The following is a 23,940-nucleotide window of genomic DNA, read 5'->3' on the forward strand; positions in this document are numbered from 1 at the left end:
CTGCGGGCATGGGGCTCAGCCGCATCGTCGTCGCCGAGGACGACGCCGCGATCCGTGAGCTGCTCGCCCACCATCTGCGGCGCGAGGGGTTTCTGTGCGACGAGGTCGCCGACGGGCCGGCGGCGCTTCGCTTGGCGCGCGGCGGAGCCGACCTGCTGGTGCTCGACCTCGGCTTGCCGGCGGTCGACGGCTTCGACGTCGTGCGCGCCTTGCGCCGCGAAGGACACGCGCTGCCGATCTTGGTGCTGACCGCGCGCGGCGACGAAGTCGATCGCGTCGTGGGGCTCGAGCTCGGCGCGGACGACTACGTCACCAAGCCGTTTTCGCCGCGCGAGGTCGTCGCGCGGGTGCGCGCCATCGTGCGTCGCGCTGGGCTGGCACGAGCGACGAACGCGCGCCTGTTCGTGTTCGACCGGCTCGAGATCGACGAGGCGGCGCGCGAAGCGCGCGTCGACGGCGCCGACGTCGGGCTCAAGCCGCGCGAGTTCGCGCTGCTGCTCGAGTTGGCGGCGAACGCCGGCGTCGCGCTCTCGCGCTCGGCGCTGCTCGAGCACGTTTGGGGCTACGACTACGACGGCGACGAGCGCACCGTCGACGTCCACGTACGTCGCTTGCGGCTGGTCCTCGAAGAACGAGCGGCGCTCGGACCGTTGGTGCACACCGTGCACGGCTTCGGCTACAAGTTCGGCCGTGCCTGAGCGGCGTTGGCCGTTGGCCGGCGGCGCCGCGTTCCTCGCCCGCCTGCAACGGGTCGACGCGGTTGACGCCGTCCCCGTGCTCGCGATCCGGCTGCCGGAGCTCGAGCGCGTGGCGTGGCGCCGCGGCGTGCGCGCGGCGCGGCTGCTCGAACGGCGCGCGGTCGCCGCGTTCGGCACGGCGGTGGCGCGGGTGCTGCGCGCGGAGGATCTGGTCGCGCACGAGCGCGGCAGCGACGTGTTCGTCTGCGCGCTCGCAGCACCGATGCGGGGCGAGACGGGCGCGCCGTCCGATGCGCGCGCGGCGTTGGCCCGCATCGCCGCCGCGATGGAAGCGGCGCTGCGCGTACGGGCCGAAGCCGGCTGGACGAGCGTCGAGCCACGGCAAGCCTTGCCGCCGCTCGAGACGCTGATCGAGCGCGCCTTGGCGCGGGGCGCGCAGGAGCGCGAGCGATTCGGATTCTTCTCCGCCCTGGGCCACGAGCTGCGCACGCCGCTGGCGGCGATTCGCGGCTACCTGGAGACCGTGCTCGACGAGGCGGTCGAGGGCGAGCAGCGTCGCCGCTTCGTGCGGATTGCCTATCACGAGACGGTGCGCATGAGCCGGCTGGTCGAGGGGATGTTCGAGATCTCGCTGCTCGATCTGCACGGCGGCGCACCGGCGCGAGCCGGCGGGTCGCTCGATGCGGCGCTCGACGCCACGCGCGATGCCGTCGAGACGACCGCGTCGCGGCGCGGCACGACGCTCGTCTTTCCCGCCCCGACGGCGCTGCACGTCGCGCTCGACGCGGACCGCTTGACGTTGCTGCTGCGCAACCTGGTCGAGAACGCGATCGCGCACGGCCGGCCCGCCGGCCGGGTCGAGCTGCGCGCCGACGCGAGCGCGCGGACGGTCCGCCTCGTCGTCGAGGACGATGGGCCGGGCGTGCCGCCCGGCGAGCGCGAGCGGATCTTCGCGCTCGGCGAGCGCGGGACGACCCACGCCGGCGGCAGCGGGATCGGGCTCGCGCTGGTGCGGCTGATGGTCGAGCGGGCGGGCGGACGCGTTTCCGTCGGCGAGGCGTCGCTGGGCGGCGCGCGCTTCACCCTGACGCTGCCGAGGAGCCTGCCCGCGGCCGCGCCAATGGCGACCGGCGATGGACGAGCGTACGCCGAGCCGGACGGCGCTCTCGGTCGCGGCGCTGCGCGCGGCGCACCAGCTGTTCGACGCTGAGCCGAAGGTGCTCGACGACCCGGTCGCGGCGCGGCTGTTGGATCCGCGCTGGGCGGCGTCCCTGCGGACCGACTCCGAGCGCTGGCGCACGCCGGAGCGCACGCGACTGCGCACGCACGTCGTCGTGCGCAGCCGCTTCGCCGAAGACCGGTTGGCGGCAGCGGTCGCGCGCGGCGTCCGGCAAGCCGTGATCCTGGGCGCCGGCTACGACACCTTCGCGTTTCGCCAACCGGCGTGGGCCCAGGCGCTGCACATCGTCGAGATCGATCAGCCGGCGACCCAGGCCGACAAACGTGCGCGACTCTCCCGCGCCGGCATCGCGATCCCGCCCAACGTCACGTTCCACGCCGTCGACTTCGAGCGCACGCCGCTCGCGGCGGCGCTGCCGGCGGCGATCGACGTCACGCGGCCGGCGTTCTTCTCGTGGCTGGGCGTCATCCCGTACCTGGGGACGAGCGCGATCGAGGCGGTGTTCCGCGCCGTCGCCGCGCTGCCGCGCGAGAGCGAGATCGCGTTCAGCTTCGCTGGCCCGCGCACGGGTGAAGATGCGATCGAAACCGCCGCCGAGGCGGTCGGCGAGCCGTGGCGCACGCGCCTGGCACCCGAGGAGCTCGACACGATGCTGCGCGCGCTGGGCTATCGCGAGGTGCGCTTTCTCTCGCCCGCCGACGTCGCCGACCGGTACTTGAGCGGGCGCGGCGACGACCTGCAGCCCGCGAACCAGACGACCATCGGAACGGCGCTCGTCTGACGCGCCGGGCCCGCTCAGAGCACGTGCGGGATGATGAAGAAGACGACCTCGTCCTTGGTGTGCGAGGATTGGCGGTTGCGAAAGAACGCGCCCAGGATCGGCAGGTCGCCGAGCAGCGGGAACTTGGTGATCGTCTCGGAGTCGACGTCTTGGAACAATCCGCCCAGCACGATCGTCTCGCCGTCGCGAACGCGGATCGTCGCGTCGACCTTGCGGTTCGCGATGATCGGGAAGCTGGCGTTGAAGCCGATGATCTGCGAGAACTCCGGATGCAGCTCGGCCGTGATCGTGCCGTCGCCGCCGATCGTCGGCGTCAGGCGCAGGCGCACGCCGACGTCGATCGTCTGCACGCTGGGAAAGCCGGTCTGTTGGTTGACGGTGACGACGGGATACTGCTCGCCGACCAGCAGCGAGGCTTCGTGGTTGTTCAAGGTGGCGATCTTCGGCTGCGCGAGGATCGAGGCACGGCCGTGCTGGATCAGGGTGTCGATCTGCGCGTTGACGGCCAGCGCGCTCTTGGTCAGCGTGTACGGAATCGTGCCGAGCGCCCCGCTGCCGAAGCCGCTGCCGCCGAACTCGACGCCGACGTTGCTGTTGTCGTTGATCGGCTCGACGTCGGCGACCTTGACCTCGAACATCACCTGGCGACCGGGCGCGTCGAGCCCGGCCAGCAAGGCGCGCACGCGCGCGCGCAGCTCGAGGTTACCGCTCACGACCACGACGTTCTGGCGGTCGTCGGCGAACAGCGCGCCGTCGGGCGTCGCGCCCTTGAGGAGCTTGAGGGCGTCGCCGGCGCGCAGGTTGTGGAGCTGCACGGCTTCGGTGGCGGCGGGACTGCCGGCCCCGTCGGCCGGCGCGTCAAGCGCGTCGACCAGGCCGCGCGCGCGGGCCAGCGTCGCCGGCGCACCGGTCACCAGCACCGCGGCCGTCCGCTTGTCGGACACGACGACGGTCCCCGGCGCCAGCGCCGCCTGCAGCGCCGCGGCCACGTCCTCGGGGTGCGCGTGCGCGAGGACGAAGGTGCGCGTGCGGGTGCCGCCGGGACCCGCGTCGTCGGGAAAGCGCCGGCTCATCGAGCTCGCGTCGCCGACGATGACGACGGTGCCTTCGCGGTGCGTCTGCAGCGCGTACGAGGCCGCGAGCGCGGCCAGTGCTTCGTCGAAGGTGACGTCGGCGAGCCGCACGGTGACGCGCTGCGGCTTGACGGAACCGTCGGCGACGACGTTGCGGTTGGCGCGCGCGCCGAGCAGGCGGATGACGTCGGCCAGCTGCACGTCGCGCGCGTCGATCGTGAACCGCTCCGTCTGTGCGCTCGCGGGGAGCGTCAGCAGGGCGAGCAGCGCGAGCGCGCAGAGCGCACGTCTCATTGGCGGTCGCCTCCGCCCAGGCCGGCGTCCAGCGAGAAGCGACGGCCGTCGGCGAGCCGCACGCCGGTCGCGCCGATGGCCGCCACGCTGCTGCCGTCGAGCCGATCGCCGACGGTCACGATCCGTGGACCGCGCGGGTCGTCGACGAGCGCGAACGGACGCGCTCCGGTGACGATCGCGGCCAGCCGCGGCGGAGCGACGTCCGGCGGCGCCGCCCCGCCGGCGCCCGGATTCGGCGGCAGGACGGGCACGGCGGCGGACAGCGAGGGGACGAGCGCGAGCGCGGCGCTGGGCGCCGGTGCCGGCGTGCCCTCGGGACCCGCGAACGGGTCGCGATTCGGCCGCACCGCGAGGACTCGGGGCGGCGCGGGCGTCGTCAGCGCGAACGCCGCCGACGCGAACCGATCGCCGGCGACGCCGCCGCGCGCGACGAGCGGCGAGGTGACGAACGCTCCGGCCACGCACAGGGCGCCGCTCGCGGCCAGTGCCGTGCGGCTACGGGGTCCGAGCGCGATCATCGGCCGGTAGCGTCACGCGTGGCAACGCGACGCGCAGCGAGGCGGTCAGCGACGGGTCGGAGCCGGCGGTACGCGCGCGCGTGAGCGCGACGACGTCGACGCCGGCCGGAACGCCCATGCGCGAGAGATCCGCCACGGCGCCCAGCAGATCGCCGTAGCGACCGGACAGATCGACCGTGAGCGCGAGCGGCGTCGTCGGGTGGCGCGTGCCGCGCGGCGGTTGGTCGGCGCTGACCGCGAGCACGAGCGCGTTGTGGCGCCGCGCGACCGCATCGGCGCCGCGCAGGAAGCGCGCCAGCGAGCGCGCCGCGTCCGTGCCGAGGTCCAGCCCGCGCAGGCGGCCCTGGAGCCGACGCCGCTCACCGTCGACGGCCGGCGCGCGCACCAGCTCCCGCGCCAACGCGTCGGCATGCGCGGCGGCACGCGCGTTCTCGTCGAGCTGCTCGGCGATGCGGCGTTGATCGCCGCGCACGAGGACGTAGCGAGCAGCACGACCGTCAAGGCGGCCAGCGCGAGGCCGCGTTCCAACGGGCCGGTGCGAACGGTCACCATGGCGCCTCCAGCGCGACCGCGTAGAGGTACTCGTTGCGTGCGGCGTCGCGACGCACGCTGACCAGCCGCGCCGCGCCATAACCGGGCACGCGACGCAGCGACGCCAACGCGTCGCCGACGTCGCGCAACGCGGCCCCGTGCCCCTCGAGCGCGACCGCCGGCCCGTCGAGGCGCACGGTGGTCAGCCAGGCGTCGTGCGCGAGACGGTTGCCCAAGAGGGCGACGTGGCTCGCGCTGCGGGTACCGGACGTGGCCAGCTCGTCGACGTGACGCGACAACGCGCGCAGCCGGTCGACGTCGGCCGCGGCGGCGCGCATCGCGTCGAGCGCGGCGTGCGCGCTGCCCAGCCGCGCGGCCGCCCGTGCACCGGCCGCGCGCGCGGCGTGCAAGCGCAGATCGTCGACGAAGCACAGCGCCGCGACGGCGAGCAGGGCCGCGGCCAGCGACGCGAGCGGGACGCGCGTTCGTCGGTCGAGCCGACGCGCGAGCGCCGCGAACACGTCCCGGCGCGGCCGCAGATAGTTGACGCGGGTCATGTCGCGTGCTCCCACAGCGCCAAGCCGTACGCCAGACCCCAGTCGGGCGCGGCGACGCGCACCACGTCGGCCGGCAGCGTGACGCAGGCGTCGGGTGCGAAGGTGCCCAGTCGCGTCGGGACGCCCAAGGCACGCTCGAGCGCGGCCGCCAGACCCTGCAGCCGCGCGCCGTTTCCGGTCAGCACCGCGCCGGCCGGCTCCCGCGGCGCGGCGGCGCGCAGCTCGACGAACGCGCTCGCGATCTGCTCGACCAACGCCGCGCGCGCCGACTCGCCGGCCCCGGCCATGCCGACGCCGCGCTTGCGCAGCTCGGCGGTCGTTTCGTCGACGCCCAGGCCGGCGACGATGGCGTCGGTCAGCGCGCGCCCGCCCAGCGGAACGATCCGCGTCAGGGGCAACGCTTCGCCGCGCACGATCACGGTGCAGGCGGTCAGGCCGACGTCGACGACGGCGTCGGCGGCAAAGGCGCGCAAAAGCGCGAGGGCGCCGTCGTCGACCGCGACGGCGTGCAGCCCGGCGACCCGCGCGATCTCGACGGCGCGCTCGACCGCCGAACGACGCGCGACCGCGACGACCGTCCGCCCCGGGGTGAGCGGAACGAACCGAAGGACGCCGTCGTGCAGGGCGTGCGGTGCGAAGCGCGCGGCTTCGAAGCCGGCGGCGCGCTCGCGTTCGCGGCGGCGCAGCGGCGGCAACGCGATCTCGCGCACGTGCGAGTCGGGGGCGCGCAGCGCCAGCACGCAGCGGCGTTCGCGCGTCGAGAGCTCCGTCCGGGCGCCGGCGATCGCGGCCGACGGATCGTCGCCGGTCGTGCGCGATGCGGCCGCCACCAAGCGCGGCGTTCCGCCCGCATCGAGCTCGGCCAGCGCCACGCACGTGCGCGCGCTGCCGACGTCGATGCCGAGCGGCAACGAACGGGTCATGCTGCCCACGGCTGCAGCACGGCACCGGCGAGCGTGCCGAGCGCGAGGAACGGTGCGAACGGCAGCGCGGAGCGTCGCGTCGCACGGCGGGCGAGAAGCAACGCGATGCCGGCCAGCGCGCCGAACGTGAACGCCGCACCCAGCGCGACGAACGCCGCCGCCGGCCCGAGCGCCGCGCCGATCGCCGCGCCTAGCTTGACGTCGCCCAACCCCAGCCCGCGCCCGCCCGTGGCGGCGTGGAGGAGCCACAGCGCGCCGCCCGCCGCCACGCTGCCGGCGAGCGCCGTCGGCAGGGTGCCGTTCAAGGCCGCCGCGGCAAGCGCGACCAGCGCGGTCGTGCCGGAGATCGGGTCGGGGATCAGCCCGGTGCGCAGATCGATCGCGGCGGCGATCAGCGTGCCTGCGATCGCCGTGGCCGGCGCGGCGGTCATCGCGTCAGCTCGCGCAGCGCGGCGCGCGCGGGGGCGAAGTCGGGCGCGAGGGCGAGCGCGACGGCGAAGTCGTGCCGGGCCACCGTCGGCTCGTGCGCGCGCTGCGCCATCCGGCCGGCCAGCTGCGCGTAGCGCGGGTCGCGCGCGCCGAGCGCGGCGGCCGCGAAGGCGCGTTCCGCTTCGCGTATGCGGCCGAGGCGCTGAGCGGCGAAGCCGCGATCGGCCAACAAGAGCGGATCGTTCGGCACGGCGCGCAGCGCGCGCACGGCCACGGCGAGCGCGAGCGCGGCGTCGCCGCGTCCGCGGCGGACGAGCAAGAAGAAGGCCAGCCGATCGGCCGCCACGGCCGAGCGTGCGTCGATCGCCGTCGCTCGCGCATACGCGTTCACGGCGCGATCGACGTCACCGCCGCGCAGCGCGTCGTCGCCGCGCGTCACCAGCGCCGTCGCCACCTCGCCGCGGAAGAGCAGGGCCGCGCACGCCAGCGCGACGGCGGCCAGCGCGAAGCGACGAGGCCGTGCGAGCGCGCTCACGCCAGCACTCCGTAGTACGAGGCCAAGGCCAGCATCAGCGTGCCGCCGACGGTCGCAGGCGCATGCGAGCCGGCCATTCGCGCGAAGCCGCGCGCGAGCCGCGTCCCCAGCACGCCCACGCCCACCAATGGCAGCGCGTGCCCCAGCGCGTACGCGGTCAGCACCGCCGTCGCGCTCGCGGTCGTGCCGCCGCCCAACGTCAACCCCGCGATCGCGGCCAGCACCGGCGTGCAACACGGCGAGACGACCAGCGCACCGGACGCACCGAGCAGCGCGACGCCGCCGAGGCCGACCGGTGCCGTCCGCCGTGCGGCGTGCGCCGCGCCGCCGCGCGCGAGCACCACGATGCCGGCGACGGCCAAGGCGCCGGCGAGCAGCGCGTCGGTCACGCTCGCGGCGCCGCGCACGGACGCCAACGCGTCGACCGCGAGGCCGAGCAGCACCATCGCACCGACCAAGCCGACGACGTACGCGCAGACGAGCGCCCATGGCCGCGCGCCGGTTTGCATGACGGCCGCCAGCGCCAAGTAGCGCGGGGCGACGCAGGGCCCGGCGCTCGTCACGACGCCGGCGGCGAAGGCCAGCGGCAGCGCGCGCCCCTGCTGCGAGGCGGCCGCCTGGAGGGTGCTGACGACGAGGTCGCTCACGGCGAGACCTGCAGCCCTTGGCCAGCGACGTAAAGGATCTTCGTCGCCGTGCAGCCCGTGCCGCAGACCGAACCGCTGGTGCCGCCGGTAAGCGGAATCTTCGCCAGCGTCGAACCGACGTGCACGCCCGGACAGGTGATCGTGTAGCCGGCGGGGCTTCCGCCCGAGGCTTGCGTCGTCGTCAGCGAGTACGTCGCGGTCGCCGTTTGCGCGGCCGGGTCCTTGGGCGTGTTGTCGAGGTACGGAACGCCGTTGGCGGTGAGCAGCGAGGGCTGCACGCTCGCGGCCGATGCGGTCGGATAGACCTGGTTGTCGGTGTAGTACAGCTCGAGCGAGGTCGCGATCGAGCGCAGGTTCGACTCGCAGGCGGCCGTCTGCGCCTGTGCGCGCGCGTTGACGAAGTTGGGGATCAAGATTCCGGCGAGGATGGCGATGATCGCGACGACGACCATCAGCTCGATCAGCGTGAAACCGCGTTCTCCGGAACGCGAACGGCTCGGGTGCACGGCGTTCTCCCTTTGCGGATGTACGGCGGAGGGTGCCCGGCGCCGGGTCGACCTATGCGGCGTGAGGAGGCCGCCGCGTCCCGGCGAAAGAGCACCCCATGAGCGAGCTGCAAACTATCCCGCTTCGGCGGATCGACGGTTCCGAGACGCGCCTGGCCGATTTCGCCGGCGACGTCCTGTTGGTGGTCAACGTCGCCTCGCAGTGCGGTCTCACGCCGCAGTACGCGGGGCTGCAGAGCCTCTACGAGCGCTACGGCGACCGCGGCTTCGCGGTGCTGGGCTTTCCGGCCAACGAGTTCGCCGCGCAAGAGCCGGGTTCGAACGCGGACATCGCGCAGTTCTGCGAGACGCAGTTCTCGGTGACGTTCCCGATGTTCGAGAAGATCGTCGTCAAGGGAGACGGCCGCCACCCGCTCTACGACAAACTGGTCGGCGCGCAGCCGCAGGCGCGCACCAAACCCGACGGTCAGCTCGCCGCCCGGCTCGAATCGAAGGGACTCTTAGCCGGACGCAAGCCCGACGACGTCATGTGGAACTTCGAGAAGTTCGTGGTCGGCCGCAACGGCGAGGTCGTGGCCCGCTTCGCGCCCGACGTCGCGCCCGACGATCCGATGCTGATCGAGACGATCGAGGCGGAACTGGCCAAGGGCTGAGGGATGTGATATCGTGGCCGCAACGCACGGCTCGCTTTGTCGAGCCGTGCCGCCAGTTTGCGTCTTCAGGGGGTGGGCATGCAACAGGTGCGAACGGCCGCATTGGCATTCGTCGCGATCACCGTGCTGATCGTGAGCGGCTCGCAGTTCGGGACGTCGGTGGGAGCCGCCGCGCCGAGCGCGAGCTTCCGCCCCGGCGAGGGCTCCAAACCGTCCTCGTGCGACAAGAAGTACACCGGCGTCATCGTGCCCGTCATTCTCCCCTTGCAGCTCGGTGGCAAGGTGGACGGCCAGTTCGAGGCCAGCTGCAACGCGTATCAAGAGTTCACCTACCTCAACTGGCGTAGCGCCGGTCACGGCATCCCCGACCCCACCGTCAAGGGCAGCGCCTTCGGCGCACCGGTCGACGGCGCGCACACCTACGCGACGGTGTGGGAGACGTACACCAATCCGGACGTCCTGTTCGCGACGCCGACCGGCCTGCGAAACGTGAAGTTGAGCTCGAACGGGCTGCGGACGCTCTCCGCGATTTCGAAGGGCGACGGCGACGACGTGCATTTCAGCGGCTTCCAGCAAGCCGGCAGCTTCGGCTGGCTGACGACGCGCGGCGGCGATCTGACGTTCTACGAAGAGCGGATCGACAACGACGAGGCGCAGTACATCACCAGCAACGGGCTCACCTCGGCGGCCAAGCAGCGCACCTGCGCGCAGAGCAAGTACGGCTTGAATCTGCCGGCCGGCGCGTCGGTCGATCCGGCCAAGCCCTGGACCGATCACAGCTGCACCGGCGCCGCGGTCACGTACGGCCAAAACATCGGCGCGATCGAGCTCAAGGCGGCATGGATCGAGCTGCACGATCCCGCGCTGTACCGGAAGTACTTGATCTCGCGCGCGAACCTGCTCTACCCGGACGGGACGGAGCGCAAGAACGTCGTGATCGGTTTGGTCGGGCTGCACATCATTCACAAGTCGCCGACCACCCAGCAGTTCTTGTGGGCCACCTTCGAGCACGTCGACAACGTGCCGGACGCGACGCCGTACCCCGAGGTTCCCTCGACCGAGGCGCCCGCGACGCCGACGGCAACGCCGCAGTGGACGTACTACAACCCGAACTGCGCCGGCCCGTTCTGCGCGGTCAACAAGCTGCCTTCACCGTGTCCGGCGCCGCCGATTCCCGGCTGCCAAGGGTATCACGTGCCGACCCGTACGATGCGCGTCGTTCCACGTTCGTCGTTCGCCGAGGCCGAGAACACAACGTTCGACGAAGCGCTGACGACTGCCGGCGCGGTGAATTCGGTGTTCCGGTACTATCGGCTGGTCGACGTGCAGTGGCCGACGCAAGGCACGCTCGTCAACCCGCCGGGAGCACCGATCCCGCTCAGCGACGGCGTGGCGCTGCCGCGCTGGATCGTGGCGAACGCGACCATGGAGACCTACTTCCAGAACGTCTTGGCGTGCCAAAGCTGCCACACCGGCGCCGCGGTCTCCGAAGGCCGGCCGGGCGGGCGCGTGCACATCAACCTGGTCAACCCGGTCCTGCTGCGAAAACTCATGCACGCGAAATCGGGTGAGCCGACGGAATACGCGTCGGACTACTCGTTCATCTTCGGCAAGGCGAAGTAGGCTTGCCCAAGCGAGCGTCCGGCGTGGGTTTGCCGGACGCTCGTCGGGGCGCTATGATCGGCGCATGAAGAAGCAGGGCCCGCGGGCCGAGCTCAAGCTCGGCGATCACGTTCGCATCCCGGCCGACGACGTGGTCGGCACCGTCACCGACGTGCACCCGCACGAAGTGACCGTTAAGGTGACCATCGACGGTGAGACGGCGCACCGCAAGTACGCGTACGAGTCCGTCGAGCGCGTGGGCACGCTCGACGAAGTCTCGCACTACGTGGATCACTAGCTGCCGGAATACGGCGTGCAGGTCGCGAGCACGCTCTGGAACGTGCTCGAGAGGGTCGAGAGGACGGCGCTGTCGGTGACGTCCATGCCCCAGTCGATCTGATACGCCGCGCCGGCGGTCGCGTTCGACGAGCCGAACCAGCCCGTGCCCGAGCCGATCAGGGTCATCTTTTCGGCGCCCGAGGCGGGATTGAGCTCGACGTCGGCGCCGGCGCTCTGCAGCTGGCTCAAGACCGTCTCCTCGCCCGAGTCGAGGTCGCTCTTGAGCACGATGACGTGGACGCTCTGGCCGCCCTGCGCGGCGGCCAGCAGCGCGCTCGCGACGTTGCCGGGCCCGAACGACTCGGTCATGAAGTCGACCGTTCCGCTGGTGTGCGCCTGGATGTAAGCGGTCTCCATCGACAGCGAGTCCTGCTTGATCGTGTCGAGGCGCGTCCCGTCACCGGGATTCAGCGCCAGCGCGTTGCCGATCGTCGTCAGGTCGTTCGCGTTCGTGTCGCGCAGAATGACGTCGCCGCTGTCCCAGTTGCGGCCGTCGAGGAAGCCGACGCCATCGACGATCGCGAGCTTGGCGTGCAGCGGCTCGGGATTCGGTGACTGCGTGCCCGCGTCCCAAACGACGCTGCCGCCGGCCGCCTCGAGCGTCGCCGCGGACTGCTCGTCGGTGCTGTAGACACCGATGCTCTGCGCGTACGAATCGGACGGGAGATCGACGGTCACGCTCGCGCCGGCCTTGGCCGCCGCCACGAGCGCGTTGAGCAGACCGCTGCTCGGCTCGAGGGTGTACGTGCTCAACTGGACTTTCTTGCCGGCTTGAATCGTCGAGAGGACCGTCGCCTGGCTCACCACGGTCAGACCGGAGCCCGAGCTCGGCGTCGGGCTGGGTGTGGGCGTCGGCGTCGGCGTGGTGGTGGGCTTCGGCGTCGCCGTCGGCTTGGGCGTGGCGGTCGGCGTCGCGGTCGTCGTCGGTATCGGCGTCGGGGTCGCGGTCGGGCCCGCGGTGGGCGTCGCGGTCGGTGCGCTCGTCGACGTGCCGGTGAGGCTGACGTCGTCGACGTACTGCACGATGTGGTAGCTGCCGTCGGGGTCGCCTTTGACGCCGAAGTAGATCTCGACCGTCTGGCCGGCGTACGCGCTCAGGTCGTACGAGCGCTGCACCCAACCGCTGGTGGTGTTGGCTTCGGAGTAGATGGTGCTCAGGATCGTGCCGCTCGTGTTGCGGACGTCGGCTTCCTGGTCGGCGTACTTCGTCGAGGTCTCGTTGGTCGATTCTTCGATCCAGAACGTCAGCGTCGCGCCGGCGGGCACGGTGACGGTCTGGTAGAGACCCGACGTGCCGTTGGGTTCGGTCGTCGTGTCACCCATCTTCGCGGCGTAGGAGCCGCTGTGCACGACGCTGGTCTGGATGGAGGCACTCACCGTACCGCCCTGTTTCCAGTACGTGTACGAGTCGGACTCGAAGCCGGGGTCTTGCATGACGTTCGTCGCGGCTTGCGCGACGGCGCTCGCGGTGCGCGAGCCGCCGGTCAGGTGCTGCTCGTTGGTGGGGACCGTGCCGTCGCGGCCACCGGAGCACGCGGCGATCGTGGCGACGAGCAAGACGCTCGCGCAAATCATCGTCGGTCGTTGCAAGGGCCTCTCCCGTCAGTACGCGTTGCAACCAGGGGTCGCCGAGCGTTGCGGTGGGCGTTCTCGCGCTTCCTGCTTATGGCAAGTTAAAGAACGAACGGAATGCGCGGTGGCCGCAGCGAAACGGCTGGCTCATATGCGCTCGAAGGTCATTTTTTCTGGTATACAACCGACGGGTGCGATTCACATCGGCAACTTTTTCGGTGCCATCAAGCAGTGGGTCGCGGGTCAAGACGAAGCCGAGAACATCTTTTGCCTGGTCGACATGCACGCGCTCACGGTCCCGCAAGAACCGGCCGCGCTGCGCGCGCAGATCGTCGAAACGGCGACGGTCCTGCTGGCGGCCGGGATCGACCCCCAGAAGTCGCGCCTGTACGTGCAGAGCGACGTGCGCGAGCACGGCGAGCTGACCTGGTACCTCTCGTGCGTCGGGTCGATGGGACAGTTGAACCGAATGACGCAGTTCAAGGAGAAGTCCGAGCAGCAGAAGGGGGAGGTGCGGGTCGGCCTGTTCATCTACCCGCTGCTGATGGCATCGGACATCCTGCTCTACCGCACGACGCACGTCCCGGTCGGCGAGGACCAGAAGCAGCACATCGAGCTGACGCGCGACCTCGCGCAGCGCTTCAACGCGACCTACGGCGAGACGTTCGTGCTGCCGGAGGCGACCGTCCCGGCGGCCGGCGCGCGCATCATGGGGCTCGACGACCCGACCAAGAAGATGTCCAAGAGCGCGCCGGGCTCGTACCATGCGGTGCGCGTGCTCGACACGCCCGATCAGATCCGCAAGACGGTGATGTCGGCGCAGACGGACAGCGGGCGCGACATCAAGCTCGACCCGCAGCGGCCCGGGGTGAGCAATCTGCTCGGCATCTACATGGCCGCGACCGGCCAGACGCCGGCGCAGGCCGAAGCGCATTTCGCCAACGCGCGCGGCTACGGCGATCTCAAGAAAGAGATCGCCGAGCTGCTGGTCGAGACGCTGCGCCCGATCCGCGAGCGCTACGAGGACCTCTCGCGCGACCCGAGCGTCGTGCGCGAGATCCTGCAGCGCTGCGCCGACGAGCTGCGCCCGACGGCGCGCGCGACGACCGATGCGGTCAAACGGGCGATGGGCGCCGGCAGCTGACCGTGACGGCCCTGCGCGCTCGGCTTCGCTCGATCGCGCTGCGCCGTGGCGGGTCGCCGCTGCCGACGGGCTATCCGTTCAACGTGCGCGCGATCCGTGAACGGCAAGAGGCATCGCGACGGGTTCTTCCTGCGTGCGCGCAGATTCTCTCGTTCGACGGCGGCGGCGTCCATGAAGTCGCTTATCACGAGACGGACGCGTACGTCGTTACACGGCGGTTCCTGGCCGACCCCGAGCGAAGCTGCGCGGCGGTGCGGTCGTTGGCGGCGGCGAAGGTGCGGCCCATGCGGATCGCGGGACTGGTCCTGATGGTGGTGGCGCTGGGTGTCGCGTACCCGGCAACGCCCAGAGACGACGTGCGGGAGACCTTCTTCGGAACGACGGTCGCCGACCCGTATCGGTGGCTCGAGGCAGTGCACGCCCCGCGCGTGCGTGCTTGGGTCGCGCGGCAGGATGCGCTGACCGAAGCGACGCTCGCGAGCGTACCGCTGCGCGACACGCTCCGCGCGACGACACGACGCCTGTTCTCGATGCCCAGCCGGAGCTTGCCGCAGCGGGGCGGTCCGATCGCGGTCGTCGCGCGAACCGACGGCAGCGGGCGACGAGCCGTGCTCGTCGCGACCGGAGCGCACGGCGATCGGGTCGTGCTCGATCCGAACGTCGGCTGGGATCCGGCCGTCACGCTGGCCGACTGGAAGCTCGCGCCGGACGGAACGCACGTCGCCTACGCGACGAAGCGCGCCGGCCTGGGGTTGGTGCGCTGGCACGTCCGCTCGCTCGCGACCGGACGCGACTTGGCGGATCTGGTCGTCGGAACGCCCGATTGGGCCCCGATCGGGTGGAGCACGGATGGTCGCGGGTTCTATTACGGCGGCTACGCGAGCGAGGCGGCACGGGCGCCCGGCGAGCCGATCGGCCGGGGCTACACCGTGCGCTTCCACCGGCTCGGTGGCGATCAGCGCGACGACCGCGTCGTGTACGCGTTGCCGCAGCGCCCGACGTGGCTCCCCTACGCGCAGGAGAGCGACGACGGGCGCTATGTGATCCTCGGGGCGATCGACGGCGGCGGCGGGAATCTCGTCGCCGTGCGCGACGCGCACGACCCGCGTGGTGCGATCCGCACGATCCGGCAGCTGTCCCCGTCGGTGTACTCATATGTCACGAGCGACGGACCGATCGCGTATTTCTTCACTAATGCGGGCGCACCGCGCGGCAAGCTCGTCGCGATCGATCTTCGCCAACCCGCGCATCAGTGGGACGTGATCCCCCAGAGCTCGCGAACGCTGGAAGACGTTAGCGCCGCCGGCGACCAGTTCCTCGCACGGTACCTGCACGACGTGCGCTCCGAGATCATCGCCTTCGACCGTCACGGCGCGCGGCTGCGCGCGTTACCGACGCCCGGCATCGGAACGGTCGCGAACGTCGCCGCGGACCCGTCGCACGCGAGCGCGTACTACGACTTCTCGAGCCCGACGACCCCGCCCAGCGTCTTCGCGTACGACAGCCGGGACGGCCGCACGCATTTGGTCGGCCGGCAGCGCGCCGTGTTCGATGCCGCGCAGTTCGTCACGGAGGAGCTCTTCGCACGCTCCGCCGACGGGACGCGCGTTCCCGTCTTCGTCGCGCACCGGCGCGGTCTGCGGCTCGACGGCTCACATCCGACGATGCTGACCGGCTACGGCGGTTTCGGCGACAGCTACCGGCCGGAGTGGTGGACGCCGAACGAAGCGTGGATCGCCGCCGGCGGCACGCTCGCCATCGCGTGCGTGCGCGGCGGCGGCGAGTACGGGCAGGCCTGGCACCGCGCGGGGATGCTCGGCAACAAGCAGCACGCCTTCGACGATCTCGCCGCGGCGGCGCGCCTCCTGGTCGCGCGCGGCTACGCCACGCGGAAAACTTTGGGCTTGTACGGCTACTCCGGCGGTGGCTTGCTGGTCGGCGTCACCGAAGTGCAGCATCCCGACCTGTTCGGGGCCGTCGTCGAGGCGGCCGGGCCGGTCGACGTCCTGCGCGGCGAGACGTACGGCAGCGAAGCGATCTGGACGACCGAGGTCGGCTCGCCGACCAAGAGCGCGCGCGAGTTCGCGTGGCTCTACCGGTACGCGCCGCTCGTCGCCATTCGTCAAGGAACGCGCTACCCGGCGACGCTCGTGATGACCTCGGAGAACGACGAGCGCGTATCACCTGCGCATGCCTACAAGTTCGCGGCGACGTTGCAACGGGCGCAAGGCGGCGACGCACCGATCCTCCTGGACGCCGTGCGCGGAACCGGTCACGTCGGCGGCGGCACGCTGGCCGCGCAGATCGCGCCGATCGTCGACGCCGACACGTTCCTCCTCGCGCACCTCCGAACGTCGGCGGCGGATTGACGGACCGCTAGAGCGGATAGCGGTACAGCAGCGTCTCGGGATCGTCCGGGTTCGGTCCGACGAGCTGAAAGCCCGACTTCTCGAGCACGCGGCGCGAGGCGAGGTTCGACTCGAGCACGACCGCGCGGATCGCGGTCGGCCGCGAGGCGGCGACGGCCTGCGCGACGGCGGCGCAGAGTTCACTCGCGTAGCCGCGTCCCCAGTACTCGGGCCGCAGCGCGTAGCCGACGTTGACGGCGCCGGGTTCGGCCGCGGCCGGGAACACGCCGGCGCACCCGACGAACTCGCCGCTGGGCAACCGAACCACGTAGTCGCCGCAACCATGGACGTTCCACGTCTCGACGCGCCGCGCGACCCGAGCGCGCGTCTCTTCCAGCGCAAACGTGTGCCCGAAGATCGTCGCCTGCACGCGCTCGTCGGTATCGAGGATCGCCAGCTCGGGGACGTGCTCGTCGGTGAACCGCTCGCACCGCAGCCGTGGGGTGATCAAGGGATCCGGAAGCATCGAAGCAGCTTTCGGCGGCTACGCGGACGGCACATCGAGGGCCATCGAACGCTCCGGACGGGTATTACATGCTCGCTCAGAGGTTGTCCCTGCCTTCGTGCAAGAAACCGGGCGCATGCCTTGGGAAGCCTTTAGCGCGGGTCCGTCGTCGGCGATTCTCGCAGAACGTCTCGAACGGTGAAACCCGCGACGTGGCGCGCGATGCTTTTGACGCTCTGCGCGGTTGGGATACTCCTCGCCGTTGGGGCCTTGGTGGACCAGACGGGGATGCGCGGCTTGCCGGCGCGATACGGCGTCTGGGGCGCCTACTTCGATGGATCGGCGGCGCCATACCATATGACGCTTCGCGGCGTCGATCCGGGCGGACCGGCCGATCGCAGCGGGCTGCACGAGGGCGACCTCATCGACCTGCGCGCCTCCTCGCTGCTCGAGCGCCTTTCGCTGATGGGGCAGCCGCAAGCCGATCGACCGGTGACGTTGCGGGTAGAGCGCGGGTCGGCACGCTCGGACGTGGTTATCGTTCCGAAATCGCTCGTCTTATCGCGGTTTTGGAATTTGGCCATCTGGGAGGTCGCCAGCCTCTGGCTGCTGTTCTTTGCGGCGTTGATCGCTTGGCGGCGACCGTACGTCGACAGCAATCTCTTACTCTCGGCTGTCTTGGCATGTACGGGGATCGGCGTTAGCGCACGACCGCTATTTTTCGGATTTCCGTGGGCTTCGGCCTACGTCGCGCTCAGCATCGCAGGTCAAGCTCTCCCGTTGTCGATCGCCCTGTGGGCCGCGCTCGCAAGCCGATTCGCGCGTCCCCTCTCGCCGGCCAGGCGCGGTGCGCTCGCCCTCTGCTACGCGCTGGTCGCCGTCGCCGTCGTTACCGGCGACGGCACACCCGATCTGAGCAGCGGGATCGCTCCGCTGATTGCCACGCTCACGCTATGGTTCGATCCGACGCTGTTTCTTGGACCGCTTTGGATCATCCCCATGGAGGCAGCCGTCCTGATGGCACTGCTGGGCAGCGCCATGGCGATCGCGGCCGGACGGGGCGTCGATCGCCAACGCGCGGTGTGGCTGCTGGCCCCCCTTGCGGTCTTGGACGGCGTTCGCGGGGTGAGCACGCTGTCGTTTCACTTCCTGTCGTATTCGGCGCTGCTCGTCACGGGAGAGTTCTACAGCATCGTCGCGGTCGTCACGCCGCTCGTGCTCACCTACGTTGCGCTGAATCGGCGACTCATCGATCTCGGATTCGTCGTCAACCGCACGGTCGTTTTCGCCATCATTTCGACGATCGTGGTCGGCGCATTCGTGCTGGTGGAATGGGCCGTCGGCGCATGGCTCGTCAACGCGAGCCACACGACGAGCGCCGTGGTCGCCATGGTCGTTGCGTTAGCGCTCGGGTTTTCGCTGCGCTCGATCCACAAGTACGTCGATCGCGTCGTCGACACCGTGCTCTTTCGCAAGCGTCACGACGATGAATTGGCGCTGCGTCGGTTCGCACACGAGTCGGCATACATTACCGACGCTGGGATTCTGCTGGAACGCGCGCTAGAGACGGTGCGCGAGCGCACCGCCGCCGACGTTGTCGAGATTTTCGTTCGCAGCGGATCGGCGCGGTACGTCTCGACCGCCAAGGGCGACGGTCTCGACGTCAGCGAGAATGACCCCGTTCTCATCGCCTTGGCCGCATGGAACAAGCCGGTCGCTCTGCACGGGATCGCCGGGTCCGCGCTGTGCGGTGAGTTGGCGTTTCCGATGATTTCGCGCGGCCGGCTCGTGGGCGCGCTCATCTGCGGAGCCAAGCGCGACGGCGATGTCTATGCGCCGGATGAATCCGATGCGTTACTCGCGCTCGCGCATGGCGTCGCCGATGCGCTCGACGTGCTGGATGCGAAGGGCGCCCGCTTCGCCGACCCGGAACTCGTGGAGATTCGTCAGTCGATACGCGCGCTGTCCGAGGCGACGTCGGCCTTGCCTGATGCCATCGCCGCGCGGGTGCGTGCGGGAAGCGCGTAGAGCATAGAGCGAGACAAGCGATCGGCGACACTGATTGCGACGGTTTTTCTTCGCTTACGTTGGTATCGGCCATGGTGAATGCCGGCGACGGACACAATAACGGGCGCCGTTTATGCGGCGCCCGTTATCATCCTTGGGCTGTACAGAGTTGCGTAGAGCGGTACTATCGCACGTTTTTTACGAGCACCCGCTCGTGGTGCCGCAGCTGTCGCATTTGAGGCACGTGCCGTTGCGGACGAGGGTGAACTGGCCGCACTGCGTGCACGCGTCGCCGCTGTAGCCCTTGGCAATCGCTTCGCGCGCCTTTTCGGCGACGATCTGGCCCTTTGCGGGACCACTCGTCGTCGTGCGGACCGCCGAGACGGCGCCGACGGGCTCCGGCACGCGGCTGACCAACGCGGGCGGCGGTCCGGTACGGGTCGGCGTGGAGGCAGTCGGCGCGAGGTAGTGGACTTCGCCTTCCTCTTCGCCGACGTACTCGGGCTCCGGTCCCATCGCGTCCATCTGCGTCGACGGCTGCACCTGAGCGAGATCGTAGCGGCCGAGATAGCTCACCGCCAGCTCGCGGAAGATGTAGTCGAGGATCGACGTCGCCATCTTGATGTTCTCGTGACCGATGACGGGCCCGTTGGGCTCGAAGCGCGTGAAGGTGAATGCGTCGACGTACTCCTCGAGCGGGACGCCGTGCTGCAAGCCCAGCGAGACCGCGATCGCGAAGTTGTTCATCAGCGAGCGGAAGGCCGCGCCTTCCTTGTGCATGTCGATGAAGATCTCGCCGAGGGTGCCGTCGTCGTATTGACCGGTCCGCAAGTAGACTTTGTGGCCGCCGACGATCGCCTTCTGCGTGTAGCCGCCGCGGCGATCCGGCATGCGCCGGCGCTTGGCGATGTAGCGGTACACGATCTTCTCGGCGATCTGGACCGGCGTGTCGTAGGCGGCTTGCGGAGCCTCCTCCTCGTCGCCGGCACCGACGTCGTAGCTGGCCGCCAGCGGCTGCGAGAGCTTCGAGCCGTCGCGATAGAGCGCGACCGCCTTGACCATCTTCTCCCAGGAGTAGCGGTAGGCGTCCTTGACGTCTTGCACGCTCGCCGTTTGCGGGAGGTTGATCGTCTTCGAGATCGCGCCGGAGATGAACGGCTGCGCGGCCGCCATCATGTCGACGTGCGCCAGCGGACGGATGTAGCGCGAGCCGTGCTTCCCGCACGGGGTGGCGCAGTCGAAGACCGCCAGGTGCTCGTCCTTGAGGAACGGCGCGCCTTCGAGCGTCATCCGCCCGCAGATCACGTCGGAGGCTTCCTCGATCTGCGCTTGGGTGAAGCCCAGCGCGTCGCGCAGGATCGAATAGTTCCAATCCGCCAGCTGCGCGTCGGTCATCCCGAGCTTCTCTTTGCAGAACCGCTCGCCCAGCACGTGCTGGTTGAACGCGAACCCGATCTCGAACGCGCCGGGTAGACCGGCTTCGATCTTGGCCAGGGCCTCGTCGTCGAAGCCCTTCGCCTTGAGCGTCGCGCGGTTGATGTGCGGCGTGCCCTCGAGCGTGTTGGTGCCCTTGGCGAACGTCTCGATGGCCGCGATCTGCTCGCTGTTGTAGCCGAGACGGCGCAGGGCCGGCTCGACCGACTGGTTGACGATCTTGAAGTAGCCGCCGCCGGCGAGCTTCTTGAACTTGACCAGCGCGAAGTCGGGCTCGATCCCGGTGGTATCGCAATCCATCACCAGGCCGATGGTGCCGGTCGGCGCGATGCAGGTGACCTGCGCGTTGCGGTAGCCGGCGACCTCGCCGATCGCCAGCGCGTTGTCCCAGGTCGTGCGTGCCAGCTGCCACGTCTCTTGCGTGAAGAGCGTGGGCTGATGCGTGACCGGAACGACGGTCAGGCCTTCGTAGTCCTCGGCCCGCGCCGCGTATGCCGCCTGGCGGTGGTTGCGCAGCACGCGGCCCATGTCCTCAGCGTTGCGCTCGTAGGAGGGAAACGGTCCCAGCTCGCGCGCCATCTCGGCCGAGGCTTTGTAGGCGGCGCCCGTCATCAGCGCGCTGATCGCCGCGCACCAGCCGAAGCCTTCCTCCGAGTCGTACGGCAAACCCAGCCGCATGAGCAGCGTGCCGAGATTGGCGTAGCCCAGGCCGAGCGTGCGGTACTCGTACGAGCGGCGCGCGATCTCGCGGCTGGGGAACTGCGCCATCAGCACGCTGACTTCGAGCGTGAACGTCCAAATGCGGCACGCCTCGGCGAACTTCTTGGCGTCGAATTGCCCACGATCGTCGAGGAACGTCACGAGATTGAGGCTTGCAAGATTACAGCTCGTGTCATCGAGGAACATGTATTCGGAGCAGTTGTGAACGACGACGCCATTGCCAATGAAGTGAGACGTGTCGGGCTCGGTCAGATCATAGACCGGCTCTTCGCCTTCATACCGGACGAATGTGACCTCATCCGTCATGTGATCCCGATACGTCGTCACACTTGCGTTGAGGCGTCGAAGCGCGAGCGCCTTATCGGAAGCAGCGATGAACCCGATCTGCTGTTCGAACGCGATGCGCGATGAGCGCGTGATGCGAAGCGAGTGCATCTCACGAACTGGGTATGACGCGGTGCCCCCGCGGCCGTCCGGCAGCATTGCCGCGTCCGTACCGGCTCGGCGGTCACGATAGAGCTTTGCCTTTACACCGAAGGACAGGAGCGTCAACTGCACCTGCTGCAGGAGGGCCAGCGAGGTCGAATCGAGCGAGACGTACTGGGTCTTCTCACCTATATCGACGACGCAGCCGTCTGCGGTGAAGAGTCCGCGCAACATTGCAGCCGTCGACGTACGGTCGAGCCCGAAGAAGGCTGAGCGGAAGCGCTTCTCGTGGCTTCCTTTGTCGAGCACAGCGAATTCTTCGAACGCCGAAACGACGCTCGACGCGTTCGTTTGAACGCGAGCAGTCGTCTGTGGCGTGCGCACGGCGACTCGACGAGCCGTGCGCCCGTCGGTGGCGCCGACTTTGAGGTCATTGATGGCGGCCGCTACGCCTTCCACGACGTCGGCTTCCGAAGGCGCCATCGTCACGGCGAGGTAGCGCGTGCCATTCGGATCGCTCGTTACGCAGCCATCGCCGACGGAAAGGCCAATCGCCTCCGCCAGCGTCGTGTCGATCGCCCGACCGCCGAATCCGGACCCGCTGAGCATGACGCGCTCACCCGCGATGAGATCTTTGGCTGCGACGTCACCGCGCTCTTCGGTCAGGACCTTGTGGTCCGCCGTAAGGCGCAGCTCGAAGCCCGAGCGCGTGCGCAGTCGGTAGACAGGCTTCGTCCCGGTCGGGAAGATGCGGTTGACGAAGTGCGGCTTTCCGTCGGAGCCGATGACGAACGCCGCCTTACCGACGAGCTCGTCGATGCGGTGCAGGCCATCGGCCGTGGCAACCATCGTGTCGCCGGTAACGCATGGATTGCTGGCGTTGATCTTGCCGTCGGCGATGCAGGTGTGCCACTCGTTGATGGTCGTGTCGTACTGCACGCCGGGATCGGCACATTGCCACGCCGCGACGGCGATCTTCTCCCAGAGATCCTCGGCCGGCACGGATTTTGCGACGCCGGCGTTCTTGCGCCAGGTCAGGTCCCAAGTTTGCCCAGCGTCGAGCCGGGCGAAGAACTCGTTCGAGATGCGAACCGAGTTGTTCGAATTCTGACCGGAGACGGTGCCGTAGGCCTTTGAATCCCAATTGGTGTCATAGGTCTCGATCTGCAGCTCGCGATAGCCTTGGCGCGCGAAGTCGAGCGCGTACTGGACGTTCGCCTGCGGGATTCCCATCGTGAGCGCGCTACGAATCGCCGAGCGCAGTTTGGGATTGAGCGCGGGGTCGAGTCGCGCCGATTCCGGCAACGTTTCGTCGTGCGCCGCGGCGAGGATCGCGTTGAGGTGCTTTTCGCAGACGATCGAGCCGGCGACCAGGTCGGAGACTTTCTGCTCCTCGGTCACCTTCCAGCTGATGAATTCCTCGATGTCGGGATGATCGAGATCGAGCGTGACCATCTTCGCTGCGCGACGCGTCGTACCGCCGGACTTGATCGCGCCTGCCGCGCGATCGCCGACCTTGAGGAACGACATCAGACCCGACGACGTCCCGCCGCCGGAAAGCCGTTCGCCTTCGCCGCGGATCGCCGAGAAATTCGACCCCGTGCCGGAGCCGTATTTGAAGATGCGCGCCTCACGAACCCACAGGTCCATGATGCCGCCCTCGTTGACCAAATCGTCGCTTACACTCTGGATAAAGCAAGCGTGCGGGGCTGGGTGCTCGTAGGCGCTCGTCGATTGGCCGAGCACGTGCGTCTTGGGATCGACGAACCAGTGGCCTTGCGCCGGGCCGGCGATGCCGTACGCCCAGTGCAGGCCGGTGTTGAACCACTGCGGCGAGTTGGGCGCGCCGATCTGGCGGGCCAGCATCGCGCACATCTCGTCATAGTAGGCGCGCGCCTGGAACTCGTCGTCGAAGTAGCCGTGCTTGAAGGCCCAATAGGTCCAGCAGCCGGCCAGCCGGTGGAAGACCTGGCGGGCGTCCGTCTCGCCGATGAAGGTCGCGTCGGAGGCCGGCTCCGAGCGCCAGAGCCACTCCGGGATCCCCTCTTCGGGCACACGCACCGTCGCCGTCGGGACCCCGGCCCGCCGGAAATACTTCTGGGCCAGGATATCCGCCGCCACCTGGCTCCAGGCGCTCGGAATCTGGACGTCCTTGGCCTCGAAGACGACCTTGCCATCCGGGTTGGCGATGCGCGAGGTCCGGGGCTCGAAGGTGATGCCGGCGTAGGGATCGCCGGGTTGAGAATAGGTGCGCGCGAACTTCATGCCGGCTGCGTCCTCACGAGGGAGATGCGTGGCGGAGGGACGACCATTCTCGAACATGCGTTCGAGAATGTCAATCCCCGCCGAGTTGCCCCTGGGCGGGCTTCGGCACCAGATATGGTGGCCGTCCCCGTCGGGCTGTACTAGATATTGTACACCGTCCGAAGTCCCTTGTGAATGATGGGGGACACGAATCATATTCCCGTGGACAACCCGACCGGGCGCTGTGGAGGCCCGGCGAGCGGGGTGAGGGCCC

21 protein-coding genes are annotated in these 23,940 nt (G+C 69.7%); 9 read left to right on the forward strand and 12 right to left on the reverse strand.

Features of this window, described 5'->3' with window-relative positions:
* The first annotated feature begins 8 nt into the window (after positions 1-8).
* From VMD91_05030 to VMD91_05040, 3 genes are read left to right on the forward strand one after another with little or no spacing between them, the layout of a single operon-like run.
* Positions 9-698 carry a response regulator transcription factor gene (locus VMD91_05030; GenBank protein HTW83416.1) on the forward strand — a complete coding sequence of 230 codons (690 nt, stop codon included), beginning with the start codon at positions 9-11 and terminating at the stop codon, positions 696-698.
* Complete coding sequence (locus VMD91_05035) at positions 691-1,908, forward strand: HAMP domain-containing sensor histidine kinase (protein ID HTW83417.1); 1,218 nt, start codon at positions 691-693, stop codon at positions 1,906-1,908. The genes VMD91_05030 and VMD91_05035 overlap by 8 nt, the downstream gene beginning before the upstream one ends.
* Positions 1,832-2,659 (forward strand): class I SAM-dependent methyltransferase, encoded by an 828-nt coding sequence (locus VMD91_05040; GenBank protein ID HTW83418.1) that lies wholly within the window; start codon positions 1,832-1,834, stop codon positions 2,657-2,659. Before VMD91_05035 ends, VMD91_05040 begins: the two co-directional genes overlap by 77 nt.
* Positions 2,660-2,673: 14 nt before the next feature.
* Here the strand turns inward: VMD91_05040 and VMD91_05045 are convergent, their stop codons facing one another.
* The 9 genes from VMD91_05045 to VMD91_05085 form a co-directional block, all read right to left on the reverse strand.
* Entirely contained in the window at positions 2,674-4,026 is a 1,353-nt protein-coding gene (locus VMD91_05045; protein HTW83419.1) for a secretin N-terminal domain-containing protein, read from the reverse strand.
* Positions 4,023-4,544, reverse strand: a complete 522-nt coding sequence (locus VMD91_05050) for a hypothetical protein (GenBank protein ID HTW83420.1) — start codon at positions 4,542-4,544, stop codon at positions 4,023-4,025. Before VMD91_05050 ends, VMD91_05045 begins: the two co-directional genes overlap by 4 nt.
* Complete coding sequence (locus VMD91_05055; GenBank protein ID HTW83421.1) at positions 4,522-5,016, reverse strand: hypothetical protein; 495 nt, start codon at positions 5,014-5,016, stop codon at positions 4,522-4,524. The genes VMD91_05050 and VMD91_05055 overlap by 23 nt, the downstream gene beginning before the upstream one ends.
* A gap of 73 nt (positions 5,017-5,089) precedes the next feature.
* Entirely contained in the window at positions 5,090-5,632 is a 543-nt protein-coding gene (locus VMD91_05060; GenBank protein ID HTW83422.1) for a hypothetical protein, read from the reverse strand.
* Positions 5,629-6,555, reverse strand: a complete 927-nt coding sequence (gene pilM, locus VMD91_05065; protein HTW83423.1) for a pilus assembly protein PilM — start codon at positions 6,553-6,555, stop codon at positions 5,629-5,631. The genes VMD91_05060 and pilM overlap by 4 nt, the downstream gene beginning before the upstream one ends.
* Positions 6,552-6,986 (reverse strand): A24 family peptidase, encoded by a 435-nt coding sequence (locus tag VMD91_05070; GenBank protein ID HTW83424.1) that lies wholly within the window; start codon positions 6,984-6,986, stop codon positions 6,552-6,554. Before VMD91_05070 ends, pilM begins: the two co-directional genes overlap by 4 nt.
* Positions 6,983-7,519, reverse strand: coding sequence for a hypothetical protein (locus VMD91_05075; GenBank protein ID HTW83425.1), 537 nt, complete (start codon positions 7,517-7,519; stop codon positions 6,983-6,985). The genes VMD91_05070 and VMD91_05075 overlap by 4 nt, the downstream gene beginning before the upstream one ends.
* Positions 7,516-8,166 carry a cytochrome c biogenesis protein CcdA gene (locus VMD91_05080; GenBank protein ID HTW83426.1) on the reverse strand — a complete coding sequence of 217 codons (651 nt, stop codon included), beginning with the start codon at positions 8,164-8,166 and terminating at the stop codon, positions 7,516-7,518. Before VMD91_05080 ends, VMD91_05075 begins: the two co-directional genes overlap by 4 nt.
* Positions 8,163-8,672 carry a prepilin-type N-terminal cleavage/methylation domain-containing protein gene (locus VMD91_05085; GenBank protein ID HTW83427.1) on the reverse strand — a complete coding sequence of 170 codons (510 nt, stop codon included), beginning with the start codon at positions 8,670-8,672 and terminating at the stop codon, positions 8,163-8,165. Before VMD91_05085 ends, VMD91_05080 begins: the two co-directional genes overlap by 4 nt.
* Positions 8,673-8,770: 98 nt before the next feature.
* Between VMD91_05085 and VMD91_05090 the strand changes: the two genes are divergently transcribed.
* From VMD91_05090 to VMD91_05100, 3 genes are all read left to right on the forward strand, one after another.
* The gene (locus VMD91_05090; GenBank protein HTW83428.1) at positions 8,771-9,325 is read left to right on the forward strand and encodes a glutathione peroxidase; all 555 of its coding nucleotides are present in this window, start codon (positions 8,771-8,773) and stop codon (positions 9,323-9,325) included.
* 78 nt (positions 9,326-9,403) lie between these two features.
* Positions 9,404-10,948, forward strand: coding sequence for a hypothetical protein (locus VMD91_05095; GenBank protein HTW83429.1), 1,545 nt, complete (start codon positions 9,404-9,406; stop codon positions 10,946-10,948).
* Positions 10,949-11,012: 64 nt separating this feature from the next.
* The gene (locus VMD91_05100; protein HTW83430.1) at positions 11,013-11,225 is read left to right on the forward strand and encodes a hypothetical protein; all 213 of its coding nucleotides are present in this window, start codon (positions 11,013-11,015) and stop codon (positions 11,223-11,225) included.
* On the opposite strand, the gene VMD91_05105 is transcribed toward VMD91_05100, so the two are convergent.
* A complete protein-coding gene (locus VMD91_05105) occupies positions 11,222-12,841 on the reverse strand; it encodes a hypothetical protein (protein HTW83431.1) in 1,620 nt (539 codons plus the stop codon). The genes VMD91_05100 and VMD91_05105 overlap by 4 nt on opposite strands.
* 121 nt (positions 12,842-12,962) lie before the next feature.
* Between VMD91_05105 and trpS the strand changes: the two genes are divergently transcribed.
* On the forward strand, positions 12,963-13,982 hold the full coding sequence (gene trpS, locus VMD91_05110) for a tryptophan--tRNA ligase (GenBank protein HTW83432.1): 1,020 nt from the start codon (positions 12,963-12,965) through the stop codon (positions 13,980-13,982).
* A gap of 2 nt (positions 13,983-13,984) precedes the next feature.
* Entirely contained in the window at positions 13,985-16,351 is a 2,367-nt protein-coding gene (locus tag VMD91_05115; protein ID HTW83433.1) for a prolyl oligopeptidase family serine peptidase, read from the forward strand.
* A 7-nt stretch (positions 16,352-16,358) separates the two neighbouring features.
* On the opposite strand, the gene VMD91_05120 is transcribed toward VMD91_05115, so the two are convergent.
* A complete protein-coding gene (locus VMD91_05120) occupies positions 16,359-16,856 on the reverse strand; it encodes a GNAT family N-acetyltransferase (GenBank protein ID HTW83434.1) in 498 nt (165 codons plus the stop codon).
* A 177-nt stretch (positions 16,857-17,033) separates the two neighbouring features.
* Between VMD91_05120 and VMD91_05125 the strand changes: the two genes are divergently transcribed.
* A complete protein-coding gene (locus VMD91_05125) occupies positions 17,034-18,863 on the forward strand; it encodes a PDZ domain-containing protein (GenBank protein HTW83435.1) in 1,830 nt (609 codons plus the stop codon).
* Between the two features lie 177 nt (positions 18,864-19,040).
* Here the strand turns inward: VMD91_05125 and VMD91_05130 are convergent, their stop codons facing one another.
* Complete coding sequence (locus VMD91_05130) at positions 19,041-23,687, reverse strand: LAGLIDADG family homing endonuclease (protein HTW83436.1); 4,647 nt, start codon at positions 23,685-23,687, stop codon at positions 19,041-19,043.
* Positions 23,688-23,940 lie beyond the last annotated feature (253 nt).

The organism is Candidatus Sulfotelmatobacter sp. (assembly GCA_035504415.1).
Classification (GTDB): domain Bacteria; phylum Vulcanimicrobiota; class Vulcanimicrobiia; order Vulcanimicrobiales; family Vulcanimicrobiaceae; genus Vulcanimicrobium.

What these genes read in the sequence shown, in the direction of transcription:
- VMD91_05120 (HTW83434.1), bottom strand. Translation starts at nt 16,856, where the DNA reads ATGCTTCCGGATCCCTTGATCACCCCACGGCTGCGGTGCGAGCGGTTC.
- VMD91_05105 (HTW83431.1), bottom strand. Translation starts at nt 12,841, where the DNA reads ATGATTTGCGCGAGCGTCTTGCTCGTCGCCACGATCGCCGCGTGCTCC.
- VMD91_05030 (HTW83416.1), top strand. Translation starts at nt 9, where the DNA reads ATGGGGCTCAGCCGCATCGTCGTCGCCGAGGACGACGCCGCGATCCGT.
- VMD91_05045 (HTW83419.1), bottom strand. Translation starts at nt 4,026, where the DNA reads ATGAGACGTGCGCTCTGCGCGCTCGCGCTGCTCGCCCTGCTGACGCTC.
- VMD91_05070 (HTW83424.1), bottom strand. Translation starts at nt 6,986, where the DNA reads ATGACCGCCGCGCCGGCCACGGCGATCGCAGGCACGCTGATCGCCGCC.
- pilM (HTW83423.1), bottom strand. Translation starts at nt 6,555, where the DNA reads ATGACCCGTTCGTTGCCGCTCGGCATCGACGTCGGCAGCGCGCGCACG.
- VMD91_05050 (HTW83420.1), bottom strand. Translation starts at nt 4,544, where the DNA reads ATGATCGCGCTCGGACCCCGTAGCCGCACGGCACTGGCCGCGAGCGGC.
- VMD91_05060 (HTW83422.1), bottom strand. Translation starts at nt 5,632, where the DNA reads ATGACCCGCGTCAACTATCTGCGGCCGCGCCGGGACGTGTTCGCGGCG.
- VMD91_05095 (HTW83429.1), top strand. Translation starts at nt 9,404, where the DNA reads ATGCAACAGGTGCGAACGGCCGCATTGGCATTCGTCGCGATCACCGTG.
- VMD91_05090 (HTW83428.1), top strand. Translation starts at nt 8,771, where the DNA reads ATGAGCGAGCTGCAAACTATCCCGCTTCGGCGGATCGACGGTTCCGAG.
- VMD91_05130 (HTW83436.1), bottom strand. Translation starts at nt 23,687, where the DNA reads ATGAAGTTCGCGCGCACCTATTCTCAACCCGGCGATCCCTACGCCGGC.
- VMD91_05040 (HTW83418.1), top strand. Translation starts at nt 1,832, where the DNA reads ATGGACGAGCGTACGCCGAGCCGGACGGCGCTCTCGGTCGCGGCGCTG.
- VMD91_05100 (HTW83430.1), top strand. Translation starts at nt 11,013, where the DNA reads ATGAAGAAGCAGGGCCCGCGGGCCGAGCTCAAGCTCGGCGATCACGTT.